This is a genomic window from Chryseobacterium sp. Bi04 (assembly GCF_918698085.1).
Taxonomy (GTDB): domain Bacteria; phylum Bacteroidota; class Bacteroidia; order Flavobacteriales; family Weeksellaceae; genus Chryseobacterium.
Window position 1 is genome coordinate 38,047 of record NZ_CAKKLP010000016.1, and the last position, 15,377, is coordinate 53,423.

The 15,377-nt window shown below is 36.1% G+C and carries 15 protein-coding genes and 2 tRNA genes; 5 read left to right on the forward strand and 12 right to left on the reverse strand.

The window, feature by feature from the left end; genetic code table 11:
• Positions 1 to 104 precede the first annotated feature (104 nt).
• From LQV47_RS19740 to aceB, 10 genes are all read right to left on the reverse strand, one after another.
• The gene (locus LQV47_RS19740) at positions 105 to 875 is read right to left on the reverse strand and encodes a UDP-2,3-diacylglucosamine diphosphatase (protein ID WP_230040684.1); all 771 of its coding nucleotides are present in this window, start codon (positions 873 to 875) and stop codon (positions 105 to 107) included.
• A 27-nt stretch (positions 876 to 902) separates the two neighbouring features.
• Positions 903 to 1,346: a 6-carboxytetrahydropterin synthase gene (locus tag LQV47_RS19745; protein ID WP_047488007.1), complete on the reverse strand. Its 444-nt coding sequence runs from the start codon at positions 1,344 to 1,346 to the stop codon at positions 903 to 905.
• A gap of 70 nt (positions 1,347 to 1,416) precedes the next feature.
• Positions 1,417 to 2,859: a serine hydrolase gene (locus LQV47_RS19750; protein WP_230040686.1), complete on the reverse strand. Its 1,443-nt coding sequence runs from the start codon at positions 2,857 to 2,859 to the stop codon at positions 1,417 to 1,419.
• Between the two features lie 65 nt (positions 2,860 to 2,924).
• Entirely contained in the window at positions 2,925 to 3,305 is a 381-nt protein-coding gene (locus LQV47_RS19755) for a hypothetical protein (RefSeq protein WP_230040687.1), read from the reverse strand.
• Between the two features lies 1 nt (position 3,306).
• Positions 3,307 to 3,729 (reverse strand): SRPBCC domain-containing protein, encoded by a 423-nt coding sequence (locus LQV47_RS19760; protein ID WP_230040694.1) that lies wholly within the window; start codon positions 3,727 to 3,729, stop codon positions 3,307 to 3,309.
• A 71-nt stretch (positions 3,730 to 3,800) separates the two neighbouring features.
• Positions 3,801 to 4,184, reverse strand: coding sequence for a thioesterase family protein (locus LQV47_RS19765; protein WP_230040696.1), 384 nt, complete (start codon positions 4,182 to 4,184; stop codon positions 3,801 to 3,803).
• A 129-nt stretch (positions 4,185 to 4,313) separates the two neighbouring features.
• On the reverse strand, positions 4,314 to 4,886 hold the full coding sequence (locus LQV47_RS19770; RefSeq protein WP_230040698.1) for an OmpH family outer membrane protein: 573 nt from the start codon (positions 4,884 to 4,886) through the stop codon (positions 4,314 to 4,316).
• A gap of 123 nt (positions 4,887 to 5,009) precedes the next feature.
• Positions 5,010 to 6,023, reverse strand: coding sequence for a hypothetical protein (locus tag LQV47_RS19775; RefSeq protein ID WP_230040700.1), 1,014 nt, complete (start codon positions 6,021 to 6,023; stop codon positions 5,010 to 5,012).
• A gap of 358 nt (positions 6,024 to 6,381) precedes the next feature.
• Positions 6,382 to 7,665 carry an isocitrate lyase gene (gene aceA / locus LQV47_RS19780; protein ID WP_354961326.1) on the reverse strand — a complete coding sequence of 428 codons (1,284 nt, stop codon included), beginning with the start codon at positions 7,663 to 7,665 and terminating at the stop codon, positions 6,382 to 6,384.
• Positions 7,666 to 7,824: 159 nt separating this feature from the next.
• On the reverse strand, positions 7,825 to 9,399 hold the full coding sequence (aceB, locus tag LQV47_RS19785; RefSeq protein WP_230040704.1) for a malate synthase A: 1,575 nt from the start codon (positions 9,397 to 9,399) through the stop codon (positions 7,825 to 7,827).
• 126 nt (positions 9,400 to 9,525) lie between these two features.
• Here aceB and LQV47_RS19790 point away from each other — a divergent pair, with 126 nt between their 5' ends.
• From LQV47_RS19790 to LQV47_RS19800, 3 genes are all read left to right on the forward strand, one after another.
• A complete protein-coding gene (locus LQV47_RS19790; RefSeq protein WP_230040706.1) occupies positions 9,526 to 10,998 on the forward strand; it encodes a helix-turn-helix transcriptional regulator in 1,473 nt (490 codons plus the stop codon).
• 121 nt (positions 10,999 to 11,119) lie between these two features.
• Positions 11,120 to 11,773 (forward strand): ComF family protein, encoded by a 654-nt coding sequence (locus LQV47_RS19795; RefSeq protein WP_230040708.1) that lies wholly within the window; start codon positions 11,120 to 11,122, stop codon positions 11,771 to 11,773.
• 107 nt (positions 11,774 to 11,880) lie between these two features.
• Positions 11,881 to 12,567, forward strand: a complete 687-nt coding sequence (locus LQV47_RS19800) for an alpha/beta hydrolase (protein WP_230040710.1) — start codon at positions 11,881 to 11,883, stop codon at positions 12,565 to 12,567.
• 1 nt (position 12,568) lies between these two features.
• On the opposite strand, the gene upp is transcribed toward LQV47_RS19800, so the two are convergent.
• Both upp and der read right to left on the reverse strand, forming a co-directional pair.
• On the reverse strand, positions 12,569 to 13,219 hold the full coding sequence (upp, locus tag LQV47_RS19805; RefSeq protein ID WP_047487971.1) for a uracil phosphoribosyltransferase: 651 nt from the start codon (positions 13,217 to 13,219) through the stop codon (positions 12,569 to 12,571).
• A gap of 156 nt (positions 13,220 to 13,375) precedes the next feature.
• Positions 13,376 to 14,686 (reverse strand): ribosome biogenesis GTPase Der, encoded by a 1,311-nt coding sequence (der, locus tag LQV47_RS19810; protein ID WP_230040716.1) that lies wholly within the window; start codon positions 14,684 to 14,686, stop codon positions 13,376 to 13,378.
• 256 nt (positions 14,687 to 14,942) lie between these two features.
• Here der and LQV47_RS19815 point away from each other — a divergent pair.
• A tRNA-Gln gene (locus tag LQV47_RS19815) sits at positions 14,943 to 15,013 on the forward strand.
• A gap of 248 nt (positions 15,014 to 15,261) precedes the next feature.
• A tRNA-Gln gene (locus tag LQV47_RS19820) sits at positions 15,262 to 15,332 on the forward strand.
• The last annotated feature ends 45 nt before the right edge of the window (positions 15,333 to 15,377 follow it).

The following is a 15,377-nucleotide window of genomic DNA, read 5'->3' on the forward strand; positions in this document are numbered from 1 at the left end:
CTTTGGTAAAATTCTTGCAATCACTTATTCGGAATATGGATTAAAAACAAGAATGCGCTTAGGTTCATTCGAAAATTGTCTCTTTTAGAGGCAATTTTTTTTGTTTATTTATCAAAAACCTTAAGCTCAAAATCTTTTTCAAAAACTCCATATGTAAAATAAGAGATCCAGTCACCAAGGTTGATATATTGTGAGCGCTGTTCCAGATCCAATACCATAGGAAGATGACGATGCCCATAAATGAAATAGTCTATCTTCTCTGTCTTCAGCTTTTCTTTGGAATAGATGATCAAAAATTCTTTGTCTTCTCCTAAAAATGCTTTGTCCTCTTCTCCGGAAATCATTTTATTTTTTTGGGAAAGATATAAGGCCATTTTCATGGCAATATCGGGATGCAACCACTTGAAAAACCATTGTGCCACCGGATTTGTGAATAACTTTTTCATTCTCTTATATCCTTTGTCTCCCGGTCCCAGCCCATCTCCATGAGCTAACAGAAACTGTTTTCCGCCCATTTCAAAATATTGCTTCTGATAAAAAACGGTACATCCTATTTCCTCCTCCAGATAATCTTTCATCCAAAGATCATGGTTTCCCACAAAAAAATAAATATGGATTCCCCGGTCTTTCAGTTCAGCAATTTTACCAAGAACACGCACATATCCTTTGGGAACAACATGTTTCCACTCATGCCAGAAGTCAAAAAGATCTCCCATTAAAAATAAAACCTGAGCATCTTCTTTGATCTCATTCATCCAACGTATAAATTTCTCTTCACGTATCCTGCTCTCTTGAGGAGTTGGAGCTCCAAAATGCTGATCTGAAGCGAAATATACCTTTTTTCCAGGTTCTAAATTAATTGTTGTTTTTAACACCGTCTGAACTTTATTGGAAATGAATTATTAATTATCTTCTGCAAACCATTCTCCATAAGAGTTTTCAGTCTCATGAAGTTTAAGATAAGCCAGAGAAATTCCTTCAGGAAGTTTTGATTTCACTTTTGCAGCAATAGCGTACAGCATATTTTCACAGGTCGGCTGGAAACTGCAGTAGATTACTTTATGTCCTTTCTGTTCAAGATCATCTCCCAGTTCTTTGTGAGGAGATAATGCATTCACCAGAACAGAATGGTCCCAAACATCTACAATTTCAGATTTTACGATACTTTTGATATCTCCAAAATCCACCACCATCCCATTCTTAGGGTTTTCTATATCATTAATAGGTCTTCCCTTTACCGTTACAAACAGTTTATAGGAATGCCCGTGCATATTTTTACACTTCCCATCGTAGTTGTACAGTACGTGAGCTGTTTCGAAGGTAAAAATTTTTGTTATACGTATCATGGTGCAAAGATATGACAAAACAGCTAAACACAGAAAAGACTGTTTCTATTACAGGTATTAAACTCATCTTTTAATCAATTTTTAAGGTTAGATTATTATCCCCGGATCCATCTACATTGATGGCATTGTAAGGAATAGTCAGCCATCCGTTTTTGTTCATCACGAATTTAAAACCATAAGTTTTTCCTTTTTCAAACTGAGATTTGGGTACTGCAACCTCGAAGACATTATTCTTTTTAAGAACCAGCTGATAAGATGTATTCTCACTATTCCAGTCATTAAATGAACCTGCTACTGAAATAGTCTTGATAAACTCAGTACTTAGATTTTCAGGATATGGATAAGAAAAAATTACTTTGTCATTTTCTGTTCTGTATCCATACACTTCTTTTTTAAGATCCGGATGTACAAAAGGCTCAGCTATTGTCATTTCTTCTGCCAATGTATAGGGATTCATCAGGCGTGTATCCATAATTCCGGCAATATGATTGATCATTTGGTACATTACTGGAAATCCTTTATTTCCATTATACATAACGGCAACAGCCATATCGTTATCCGGGAAGATACTATAAGCATTTACGTTTCCCCCCGAAAAGCCATATGACTTTGTATTATTGTTATCTGTAATCTCCCAACCATACGCAAAATCAAATCCATTATTTTTATAGTGAAAGGGCTGCCACATCATTTTTTTTGTCTCCGGTTTCAGAAAATCATTTTTGCTAAGATGAATACCCCATTGTAAAAAAGCAGGGAGTGTAATCGCCAACCCATTTGAAGAATGTGCTCTCACACCGTCAATAGCAGTAACCTTTTCGTATTGTTTTGTTGTTGTATTATAATTATATTTTACAATTCTGTTAGGAATTTTCTCAACAGGATTGGATGAAAATACCAATTGGTTTTCAGCATCCTGAAATTGATTCTCAAGGACATAATCTTCATAGGTCTTCCCTGTTATTTTTTCAATAATCATGGTAATCAGAAGATAGTTTGTCTGGTTGTATCTATATTCATTTCCGGTTTCAAATTCCATTTTTTCCTTTGATAACCGGGCAATAACTTCAGCATTTGTTGCATTTACTGAAATATCACTAAAATCAACCCAATTGGGAAGGCCGGAAGAATGGGTCAACAGGTTTTTTACCTGTACGTTTTGCCACTCATTGGGCAAGTTGGCCACATATTTTGACACTCTATCTTCCAGGGATAATCTTCCCTCTTCAATAAGCTTAAAAAGAGCCACATTTGATATCAGTTTCGTAGTAGAATAGATCCTGAACATAGAATTGGAATTCACCTTTTTACTGGTTTCCAAATTTTCCCTGCCATAATACTGCTGAAAGGTTATTGTATTGTTCTTTACAATTCCAACAGCCATTCCGGGAATTTCATTGATTTGGATAACTTTTTTTATATAGCTGTCGATTGCTTTTGACTGTTCTGCTGTTTGGCTGTACCCCAAAAAAGAAAAATTTAAAAAGAGCGCTGCTAAAATGGATTGTTTCATTATATGTTAATCTGTCGATATTTCTTTATTATAGACAATTGACAGCTTTATTACATTACATAATTTCATGAAATTAATTGATCCGTTTCATACCCTAATTCTGCCAAATAATCCAGTCCGTTTTGTTTTTCCATTGCATTAGTTCCTGTCCAGCCTTTTTTTTGTCCTTGCAGGATAAGTTGTCGTATATACCCGGGCTCATTAAAGTTAACCTCATCTTCAGAGGAAGTTATTTTATTGATTAGTATAATTCCTGATTGTAAGGGCTGTCCCATAAAATAATCATCAGAAGTCAGAAATTCAATGATTAAAGGGGTCTTTTTCTGTCCGCTTAAAAATATTCTCACCGTTAAAGTATTGGTTTCCGTACCTGCATGATATGTATCTGTAACAGAATACAAATACTCCATATTGTTGATATGTATTTTTCTTAATTTCCTTTTCATATCAACTTGTTTCCGCAATATTTTTTAATCCCTGAAGAACCGGATTTTCTTTACCTTGAGGCTCTTCCTGTACAACATCGGGTCTGTTATCCTCCTGTATAATTTCAAGTTTTGTTTTTCCGCCAAGATCTGTCAGAATGTATTTCATGATAAAATAATTCTCAGGCTTATCTTCAAGGCCCGGTCTGGGGGCAAACAGGTTATAACTTAAACTGTCCGTCGGAATAAATGTCAAAACGGTTCCCCACTGTTTAAATACATTCCCTTCCCATTCTGCTATAAACTCTATAGCACTTCCTACGATCCAGTCTGTAAGCAGATTGCTTCCGTATTGCCATTGTTTTACGAATTCAGGTTGTGTTAAAGTATCCCAAACTTTCTGTTTTGGTGCATTAATCACTATTGTTGAAATATTTGTTGCCATGCTAACTGGTTTTCAGAATGATTATATAGTATTTTTTGTTTTATCTGGAGTCGTTTACTGTATGTTATTATTTAAAATTTTTCCAGCCAGTTAGTTTCCAGTCTTTTAATTTTTTTTGTTTCAGGATCAAATAAAACCCAAAGTGTGCTTGAATCCACCAAAAGCTTGTCATTACAGTAAAACTCAACTTTTCTTGGCTGCTTAGCTCCTTCAGGAGACAAAGGATAGGTCTTTACGGTGATCATATCATTCAGATAGGCCTGCTTTTTATATTGAATATGGTGATCCAGGAGCATCCAGGCATCATTTTCATATTCTGTTTTATGTTTTAAAAGATCCCAGTGTTCAGCAGCTATTTCTTCCACCCAATGTACATACTGGACATTATTGACGTGATTGTTCTGATCAATGTGCTCTTCCGTTACTTTTATTTTTTTCTGATATACTAAACCCATTTCTGAAATTTACTCAAAATTATAATAAAAAATAAAATAGAGCCGCTCCTTCTGCTATAAAACGGCAATAAAAAAACAGAACCGGATATTGACCGGTTCTGTTTTAGAGTATTTAATCTATTGAGGGGATTATTTAGATTTTGCTGCAGGCTTAGAGGTTGTTGTTGAACCTCCTAATTTAGCTTTTACACTATCGGTAATATCTTCGCTTCCATCTGTGTAGATAAGGTTATTATTCCCTTGTGAAGCTGTATCAAACACCATGTTCAGGCTTTTTTCTTTTGCCACTGCTGCAATAGCTCCCCGCACTTTCTGCTGTAATGGAACCAACAATTCATTTTGTTTTGCTGAAATTTCCTTACCGGCTTGCGTTCTTGCTGTTTCTACTTTTTTGCCTAGAGCATCTAATTCCGTCTGTGCTGCCATCAGTTCTTTAGTCACTGATTCTTTATTAGCTTCAGTCAATGTTTTTTCTTTATCTTGAGCTGCTTTCAGCTTAGCTTGATAGTCACCGATTAACTTTTCAACCTCAGCTTGTTTGGTTTTCGTCAGGTTATCAATCGTTGCACTTATTGTTTTCACCTCCGGTAAGCTTGAAAAAACTTCATCCGTGTTTACGCTACCTATTTTTTGCTGAGCATGTACAGTATTTGCGCTAAGTACTAATCCTGCTGTAATAAAAAGGGCTTTAATTAAATTCATTTTGTTTAAAAAATTGTTTTTTCCGACTTCAAATATAATCCAATTTTTTAATTATCTGTTATCAAATTTAAATAGGTGAAAACATTCTTAAATAAAGAAATTCTTCTTTAATTTAAACAATGATTATATTTCGCTTAATTTTTTCTGAAGTTCTAAAGCACTGGGAAAAGCAGTTCCATTATAACGGTCAAGATTGGCAGAAATAGTTTTCCAGCCACTCAGAAACAGACTCATAGAGTGCACCCAATTGACAACTGCATCATTCCACATTCCAAAATCCGGAAGAGAGTTTTGTAAACTTATAAATTCTTCAAGACCCTCATTATGGAGACGCAGACTTTCAAGACAGGCTTCTTCTAATGTCATTTTGTATTCATTCTGGATAACTTTTACCATATTATAGTAAATACATCCGGTAGCTTCATCCTTCCAGAGTGATTGTATTTCATTAAAATAAACTGTCATTTGACATATTAATGCCTGAAGACGCTGAATAACAGGATGCTCATGAACCTCCGGAGGCAATACAATCCCAGCTTCCACTTCTATAAGCTGCATAAAAGGATATAAACAAACTGATTTTTCTCTCAGAGCAATACATTCGGATATTGTTGGAAACTGTTCGTTCTTTTTATATTTTAATTCTGCTTCCAATCCTGAAAAATACCTGTCAATCATTTGACTAAGCCGGAAAACAGATGTTTCCGGAACGAACTGCAACAGTTCCTGTCTCAATGAAGCTAACATCCCGCCCAAAGGTATAGTTGAAGCAGAAACTTCCATTTCACCATTCAATATAGCAATTGATTGAGTTCGCACATCTCCGAGACACTCATAATCAATTTGTTCATAGAGATCATCATTATAAAATGCCCAAAGCATCAGCTTACCCATAGGTTTAAGGCGCTCAAAGGATGCTATGGGAAAAAAACAGGCTGTAATATGAGCTGTTTTAGTCTTTTTATACTTTTTACGTAATTCAGGATTATTTTTATAAATCCACAAATATTCTCCATCAATCCATTGTTCATCAGTGATTTTCTGCAGATAATCTGCCTGGGGATTTTTTAATACAGGAAAGGGATACGTAAAATTTTTGTAAAGGAATTTAACGGTGTCAAAGTTTTCGTTATTCATGGTTATATACTTTAATATTTATTTCAATTTTAATAGTTTTTTATTGATTAAAAAAAACATATCTTATTAAATATCAAAAAGATACAGCCATGAATATTGCATAGTAATTTACATATTAATTTGTATCTGCCTATAAAAAATAAATTTTTAAGATTAATAGCCTATAATCCATTGAACTAAAATCATTTAACATAAATATATTTAAAATAATTCAAACAGTTTCATTTAAAACAAAGGCCGTTTAAGTAACCAAAATAACTTTAATGGGTAGTATTTTTAAAATTTTGTGGCAATTCTACCACCAAAAAACCTTCCCGGAAACGAGAAGGTTTAGTATCAAAAAATATGGAAAAAATGACTAATGAAACTGAGCCGTTTCTGTAGAATCTTTCATGGCTACGGTAGCTGAAGAACCATTTGTAACAACATTCTGTACTTCATCAAAATAGCCTGTTCCTACAAAAGACTGGTGTTTCACTGCTCTGAATCCTTTTTGCTGCAGTGCAAACTCACGCTCCTGAAGTTCTGAATATCCGGCCATCCCTCTTTCTTTATAGGCTAAGGCCAATTCAAACATTGCTGTGTTCAGGGCATGGAATCCTGCCAATGTGATAAACTGGAATTTATAGCCCAGTTTTGCCAATTCTTCACGGAAAGTAGACATCTCCTCCACGCTTAGCTTGGCTGCCCAGTTGAATGAAGGCGAACAGTTGTAAGCCAGCATCTTTCCAGGGAATTTTGCGTGAATTCCTTCGGCAAATCTTCTTGCCTGTTCCAAATCCGGATTTGAAGTTTCCATCCAGATTAAATCTGCATAAGGAGCATAGGACAACCCTCTGTCTATTCCTTGTTCTACCCCATTTTTTACCACATAAAATCCTTCGGAAGTTCTTTCTCCTGTGACGAATTTTTTATCTCTGTCGTCAATATCTGATGTTAATAAATCAGCTGCATCAGCATCTGTTCTTGCAATGATAAGGCTTGGAACTCCTAAGACATCTGCCGCAAGACGTGCAGCAATAAGCTTATTAACAGCTTCCTGTGTAGGAACCAATACTTTTCCTCCTAAGTGTCCGCATTTTTTGGCTGAAGAAAGCTGGTCTTCAAAATGAACTCCGGCAGCTCCCGCTTCAATCATTTGCTTCATCAGTTCAAAAGCATTTAGGTTTCCTCCAAAACCTGCTTCAGCATCCGCAATGATAGGAACAAGATATTCTTTATCTCCGTTTCCGCTTACAGACTGCACCTGATCTGCTCTTAATAAAGCACTATTAATTTTCTTCACTACAGCAGGCACTGAATTGGCAGGGTACAAAGACTGATCCGGATACATCTCTCCCGATAAGTTAGCATCTGCTGCTACCTGCCAGCCAGAAAGGTAAATCGCTTCCAGTCCGGCATCCACTTCCTGAACCGCCTGGTTACCTGTAAGCGCACCAAGGCCGGCTACATAATCCTGGCTATTTAATTTATCCCAGAATTTTTTAGACATTTCTGTCGCAATGGTGTAATCAATTTTATAAGAGCCTCTGAGTTTTAAAACTTCTTCAGCTGTATAAAGTCTTTTTACGCCGTTCCAGCGTGGATTTGTCAGCCAATCTTGCTCTATAGCCTGGATTTGTTCTTGTTTAGATTTCATAATATTTTGGATTTTGTTAATTTAGAGGTTAGGGATTAGTAGTCTGGCAGTAGGAGTGAGAGTATTGGGTATGGTTGTCAGTTGATAGTTGGTAGTTGGTAGTTGGTAAATTACATTCATTTAAACTTATCACTACAATTCTCAAACTCTCTCACTTTCAAACTAAATAAAAGGATACGCTTTCAGGGTTAAAAATTCTTCAAAATTTTCTGAGAAGATCAATTCATTGAAAAGTTCTTTGGCCAGGTTAAATTTTCCTGTTTTGAAACGGTTTTCTCCTACATAGCTTTCAATATTCTCCATTTCTTCAGCTTCCCATTGCAATACCATACTTCGGGTAAGCGTTCTGTCGCCACTTAAAACAGCTTCATTTTTCAGCCATTGCCAGATCTGGGTTCTGGAGATTTCTGCGGTGGCCGCATCTTCCATAAGATTGTATATCGCCGCAGCACCGGTTCCCATCAGCCAGCTTTCCAAATAAAGGATTCCTACATTGATATTTTTTCTGACCCCTTTTTCCGTTATTTCTCCTTTAGGAATTTCCAGCAGGTCTGTCTCTTTGATATGGTATTCAAATTTTTTATCGATCTGATTCTTTTCAGGCATATGCTGATCAAAAATCTCTTTTGCCACTGTCACCAGTGCTGGATGTGCTACCCAGGTTCCATCATGTCCGTTCTTTACTTCACGTTCTTTATCGCTTCTTACCTTTTCAAAAGCAATTCTATTCGCTTCCTCATCATCCTTTACCGGAATCTGAGCTGCCATTCCCCCAATAGCATGAACATTTCTTTTGTGGCATATCTCAATCACTCTTTTTGAGTAGGCACTCATAAAAGGAGAAGTCATTGTTACCTGGTCTCTATCCGGAACAATAAACTCAGGAAGGTTTCTTAATTTCTTGATATAGGAAAAAATATAATCCCATCTTCCGCAGTTCAGCCCTGCGCTGTGCTCTTTTAATTCATATAAGATTTCATCAATCTGGAAGGAAGCTGTAATGGTTTCAATCAGAACAGTTGCTTTAATTGTACCCTGGGGAATTTCCAGGTAATTCTGAGCAAATACAAAAACATCATTCCACCAGCGGGCTTCTTTATAATGTTCCAGTTTTGGAAGATAGAAGTAAGGACCACTTCCTTTTTCCAACAGGTTTTTTACATTTCTGAAAAAATAAATTCCAAAATCAGTCAGTGAGCCAGATGCTTCTTCTCCATTGATCTCCATATGTTTTTCAGGCAGATGCAAGCCACGGGGACGAACCAATAAAACAGCGGTTTTCTCATTCAGCTTATAAGCTTTTCCATTTTCGTTGGTAAAATCAATTTTTCTGCTGACGGCATCAGAAAGGTTTTTTTGCCCTTCCATACAATTTTCCCATGTCGGCGAGCTGCTGTCTTCAAAATCAGCCATAAATGTTGAAGCTCCGGAATTCAATGCATTGATGATCATTTTTCGGTCAACCGGGCCTGTAATCTCCACTCTTCTGTCCTGTAAATCTTCCGGTAATGATCCGCAGCTCCAGTTTCCGTTTCTGATTTCTTCTGTCTCTTTCAAAAATTGCGGAAGAGCACCTTTATCGAATTCCTGCTGAGTTTTTTTTCTCTCTTTTAAAAGCTCCAGCCTTTTATCGTTGAAATTCTGATGAAGTGCTGTCAGAAATTCCAACAAATCCGGAGTTAAAATTTCTTCAAACTGTTTCTGAGCCTTTATTTTTAATTGAGCCTGCATTTCCATAACTTGTTGATTTTGTGATTTGATATTACAAACATAAATAAAAATTTTCACAATCAGCGAACGTTCGCTAATTTATTTTAAAAACTATTATGCGAATAATCGCATTCATTTTTTTATATTTGAGTAATGAATCCAGAAAGTGACTTTATCAAAACAGTTTTCGGGCTAAAGCTGAAGCAGCAGAGACAAAAGAAAAATTGGTCTCTACAGGACCTTGCCGTAAAAACCGGATTATCAAAATCTTACCTCAACGAAATTGAAAATGGAAAAAAATATCCTAAACACGATAAAATCATTCAGCTTTCTGATGCTTTACACTGTACTTTTGATGATCTTGTATCCACAAAACTGGATAAAAGCTTAGCGCCATTCAATGAAATACTGCAATCTGATTTTTTCAAAGAAATTCCCCTGGACTTATTTGGGATCAATAAAAACAACCTTATCAGTATTATCAGTGATGCACCCAAAAAAGTAACAGCTTTTATTAATGCCCTGATTGAAATTTCCCAAAACTATAACCTTGGGAAAGAGAGATTTTATTTTGCGGTACTGCGGTCTTTTCAGGAGCTGTATGATAATTATTTCCCGGAAATAGAAGAAAAAGTCAGCTTATTTACTCAAGAAAATCAATTGTATATTGATAAAAACCTAAAATCTGAAGCGTTAGAAAATATCCTTGTGGAAAAATTCAGCTACCATATTCAGTCTGAAGATTTTGAAAAATATGGAACCCTGGATAATCTCCGGTCTTTATTTGTACCTGAGAAAAAATTATTGCTGCTCAACAAAAAACTTGAAAAGGATCAGAAGACGTTTATTCTTGCTAAAGAAATAGGGTTCAATGTACTGGACTTAAGGGTTCGTCCCACTACTTATTCATGGCTTGATTTTGGAAGTTTTGAAGAAATTCTTAATAATTTTTATGCCTCTTATTTCGCGGGAGCTTTATTAATACCAAAAGAACCTGCCATTGAAAAAACCTTAGATTTTTTTAAACAAAATAATTGGGAATATAAAAGTTTTGAAAATCTTATCAACAGCTTTACCAATTCACCGGAAACTTTCTATTACAGGTTAACCAATATCCTTTCTGCCGAAATGGGGATAAAGGATTTGTTTTATTTATGCCTGGTAAAGAAGAAAGATTCCGATAAAATACAGATTTTAAAAGAGCTGCATCTCAATCACCAGCAAGCGCCCCATGCCAATGCTATGAATGAGCATTACTGCAGAAGATGGATCGCTGTGAAAAACCTGCACCATTTAAAGGAAAATGAAACATTGACAGATGCTCAAATCTCCCATTATAAAGACCAGGGAATAAGTTATCTGGTTATCTCAACGTCTCAAAAAAATCCATTTTCTGACGGCAGCAACAGAAGTTACTGCCTCGGTATTTTACTGAATCCCCAGACCATAAAAAAAATAAGCTTTATAAAATCTCCGTCTTTAAAAACCATTAACGTTGGGGTTACCTGTGAGTCCTGCAGTATTCCGGATTGTGAAGTAAGACAGACTCCTCCCGTCCGGCTGGAAAAAGAGCACTTTAATCTCAGTATGAAAAATGCTATTGAGAAGATCAGGAAAGAGTTTTAGGATCAGAGAGTTGGAGGATGTGAGAGTCTGGATTATGAAAGTTTAAGAGGGTGAATAGTTTAAAAACAGCTATTTATTTACTAACAACAAACAATTTCCTAACTTAGCTAAAAACACACCAATGATGCTTGATTTATTTTTCCCTAACCGATGCATCCACTGCAGCAGGATTATAGAACCTGATCTTTTGGTCTGCGACTTATGTTTCAGCCAAATTCATTTCACCCATAATGATTATTTGGGAAATAATCCTGTCAAAGAAAAATGCAGGTTACTCTTCCCTGTTGAGAACACTTATGCTTTGATACAGTTTGAGGAAGAAGGGTTAAGCAGAAAAATTATCCATGAACTCAAATACAGAAGCCGGGAAAAAACAGGAAAAATTCTGGCAGAATGGGCGATAGAACGTCTGGATTTTAAAGAGATAAAGCATGATCTGCTGGTGAGCGTACCTTTACATCCCAGAAAATTACGGGAAAGAGGTTACAATCAGCTGCATCTATTCACAGAAACATTATCTGAGTTTTACAACATACCATTTGAGCATAACCTGATTAAAAGAAATCATTATTCAAAAGCCCAGGCACTGAAGGATAAGAAACACCGCTTGGAATCTGTCAATACATTTTCACTCACTCAACCAGTAACGGGAAAACACATTTTACTTATTGATGATGTTTTTACAACAGGAAACACCGTTTCATCCATTGCATGGGAAATTTTAAAGGCTGGTGATAATAAGGTAAGTGTGCTGGTGATGGCGGTAGATGTTTAATAGCCACAAGTTCACAGATTAAAAGCTTTAAGGTGAAATTCTAAAATCTTTCAAACTTCTTTCGTCCTCAAATTCTTTTTCTTAATTTTCCGGAAAACTACAACATCATGCCTCATCTTATTTTACTGCACGGCGCTTTAGGCCACAGTGATCTTTTTCACCCTTATTTAGAGCAGTTATCACGGTACTTTACTGTTCACACTCCTTTATTTTCAGGACACGGAAGTACTGCGCTTTCAACAGAAGGTATCAGCATTGAAAAATATACCCAGGAATTAAAAGAATATTGCATTAGCAACAATCTGGCAGATGTACATCTTTTCGGACACAGCATGGGAGGTTATGTTGCGCTTTGTTATGCTATGGAAACACCTGAGAATGTAAACTCCATCATCACTTTGGGTACAAAATTTGACTGGACTGAGGAACAGGCTTTAAAAGAAAGTAAAATGCTGGATCCTGAAATTATTCTTACTAAAGTCCCGCAGTACGCCCAGCTTTTAGAAGCTCAACATGGTCCTGGATGGCAAAAGTTACTTCCTGAAATTGCTGATTTAATGATTGATTTAGGAAAAAATCCACCATTAAAAGATAATTTTGCCGGGATTAATATTCCTGTCCAGATTATGATAGGAGACAGAGACAATATGGTAACCATTGAAGAGAGTGCCCATGTTTACAGAAGTCTTCCGAATGCAAAACTGGCCGTACTTCCGGATACAAAACACCCGATGGATAAAGTACGACCAACCTTGTTATTGAATAATATAAAAGATTTCTGGAATCTTTCTTAAGTTATCTTTGAAGTTTTTCTCCGTAGCTTAAATCTCCGGCATCTCCGAGCCCTGGGGTAATATACCCTTTTGAAGTTAAGTTTTCGTCAATGGCTCCCACCCAGATCTGAGCGTCAGGGTAAGCATTCTGAACGGTTTCTACTCCTTGTCTTGATGCAATTGCTGCTACAATATGAAGCTGGGTAGGATTTCCGTTGGTCAGTAGATCTTTGATGGCCTCAATTAAAGAGGCACCTGTTGCTAACATGGGGTCTGCTACGATCAAAGGCCTTCCTTCAATACTCGGGCAAGTGAGATAATCCTGCTTAATAGAGAAATAATCGTTAGCATCGTGTTTTCTGTAAGCTGCTACAAAACCACAGTCTGCCCTGTCTAAATAACTCAGAATTCCTTCAAACAATGGAACTCCTGCTCTCAGAATAGTGGTAATTACCGGCTGTACCGCAATTTCTCTGCTTTTTATTGTATCTAAAGGAGTCTGGATAACAACTTCTCTGTATTCCAGCCCTTTGCTGATTTCAAAAGCTGCAATCTCTCCGATTCTTTCCATATTTCTTCGGAATCTCATCCGGTCATGCTGAACTTCCACGTTTCGAAGTTCATTAATCCATTCATTTACAAGAGAAAAATTTTGTGATAAAATACTAAGCATGAATATCTTAAGTTTATAAATTACAGTTAATCGACATTGAATTCCGCAAAATTACAATTAAAAAACGAATCTGCAGGGAGCGTCGAAATGAATACATATAGTTATAAAAAATCTGGTAAGAATATTTCCTTACCAGATTTTTATTTAAAAGTCATTTTATTTTTGTCTGAAATACACTTCAATAGGAACTCCGGTAAACCCGAATTCTTTTCTCAATTGGTTTTCAGCAAATCTTTTATATGGTTCTTTCACATATTGTGGAAGGTTACAGAAGAATACAAACTGTGGTGATGGCGTAGGAAGCTGAACACAGTATTTAATTTTAATATATTTTCCTTTATTGGCTGGTGGAGGCGTCTGCTCAAAAATAGGAAGCATTACCTCGTTCAGTTTTGAAGTTTTGATCTTTTTCTTACGGTCATTATAAACCTCCATTGCTACTTCTACCGCCTTTAAGATTCTTTGCTTCGTTAAAGCAGAAACGAATAAAATTGGAATATCCTGGAACTGTCCTATTCTATCTTTAATAGCTTTTTCGAAATCACGCATTGTATTGGTTTGCTTATCCTCTACCAAGTCCCATTTGTTTACCAGAATCACAATTCCTTTTCTGTTTTTCTGAGCCAGTCCGAAGATGTTCATATCCTGAGATTCCCATCCCTGTGTAGCATCTACCATAATGATTACTACATCAGAAAATTCAATAGAACGGATAGATCTCATTACGGAATAGAATTCCAAATCTTCGTTTACCTTAGATTTTCTTCTCATGCCGGCAGTATCTACCAATACAAACTCATGTCCGAACTTATTATATAAGGTCTGGATACTATCTCTTGTTGTTCCTGCAATATCAGTTACAATATTTCTTTCTACATCAAGTAAAGCATTAGTCATTGTAGACTTTCCTACGTTTGGACGACCTGCGATAGTGATTTTAGGCAGCCCTTCAAACGGATCTTTATATTCTGTGGTAGGGAAATCTTTAACGATATCATCTAACAGTTCTCCTGTTCCTGAACCTGTAGCAGAAGAAAGAGTATAATATTTATCAATTCCTAACTGATAGAATTCTGTCGCAGGAAGTTCTTCCTTAGAAGAATCTACTTTATTAATGACAATATAAATAGGTTTATTGGATCTTCTCAGTAAACGGAAAATCTCATAGTCTGTATCAGTAAGCCCTTCTTCCACGTTCATCATAAAGATAATGGAAGTGGCTTCATCTATTGCAAGCTGTACCTGCTTACGGATCTCCTCTTCAAAGATATCATCTGTACCTACATCATACCCTCCGGTATCAATTACAGTGAAGTCTACTCCATTCCAGTCAGATTTTCCGTAATGACGGTCTCTGGTTACACCGGCTGTAGAATCTACAATAGCTTCTCTTCTCTCTAGTAAACGGTTAAAAAGCGTGGATTTTCCTACGTTGGGACGCCCAACGATTGCGACAATATTCGACATAAAAAATGTTTAATAATCCCTTGCTATGCTCGGGACAAGTTATTAATGGGTTACTCTAACTTTTAGAGCCCAATTTTTTGCAAAGATAAGATTTTATTATTTAGTATTAAAAACATCCCTTATTTCGAAAATTCTTCGCAAAAATAATCATTTGGATATCAGCCAGTAAACCCATAAGACAGGTGAAAGTCTTATATTATCTCCTTATTTCATTTTTATATTTAAAATAAATTCTATAATTTCGCAGCATCAAAACAGACCTATAGTGTAACGGTAGCACTCCGGTTTTTGGTACCGTCAGTCGGGGTTCGAATCCCTGTGGGTCTACAAACCATTCTTCTCTAAGGATGGTTTTTGTTTTTTATACGAATCATAAATTTGATTCCTGTAATATTCTATTTTTCTATAAAGCTATTTTTATCAGCAGTACTTTTTGGGTATTTTCCAAGGATTCAATATAAAATCATTCCGAAAAAATAAATCTCTATCATTTTTTAGTGTAAAAACTAGAGATTTTTTGATAAGGTATTTGTACATTTAAAAAAAAACTATAAATTTGCATCACCAAAATAAACAGACCTATAGTGTAACGGTAGCACTCCGGTTTTTGGTACCGTCAGTCGGGGTTCGAATCCCTGTGGGTCTACAAACCATCTTTTTTTAAGGATGGTTTTTGTTTTTTATGCATTTT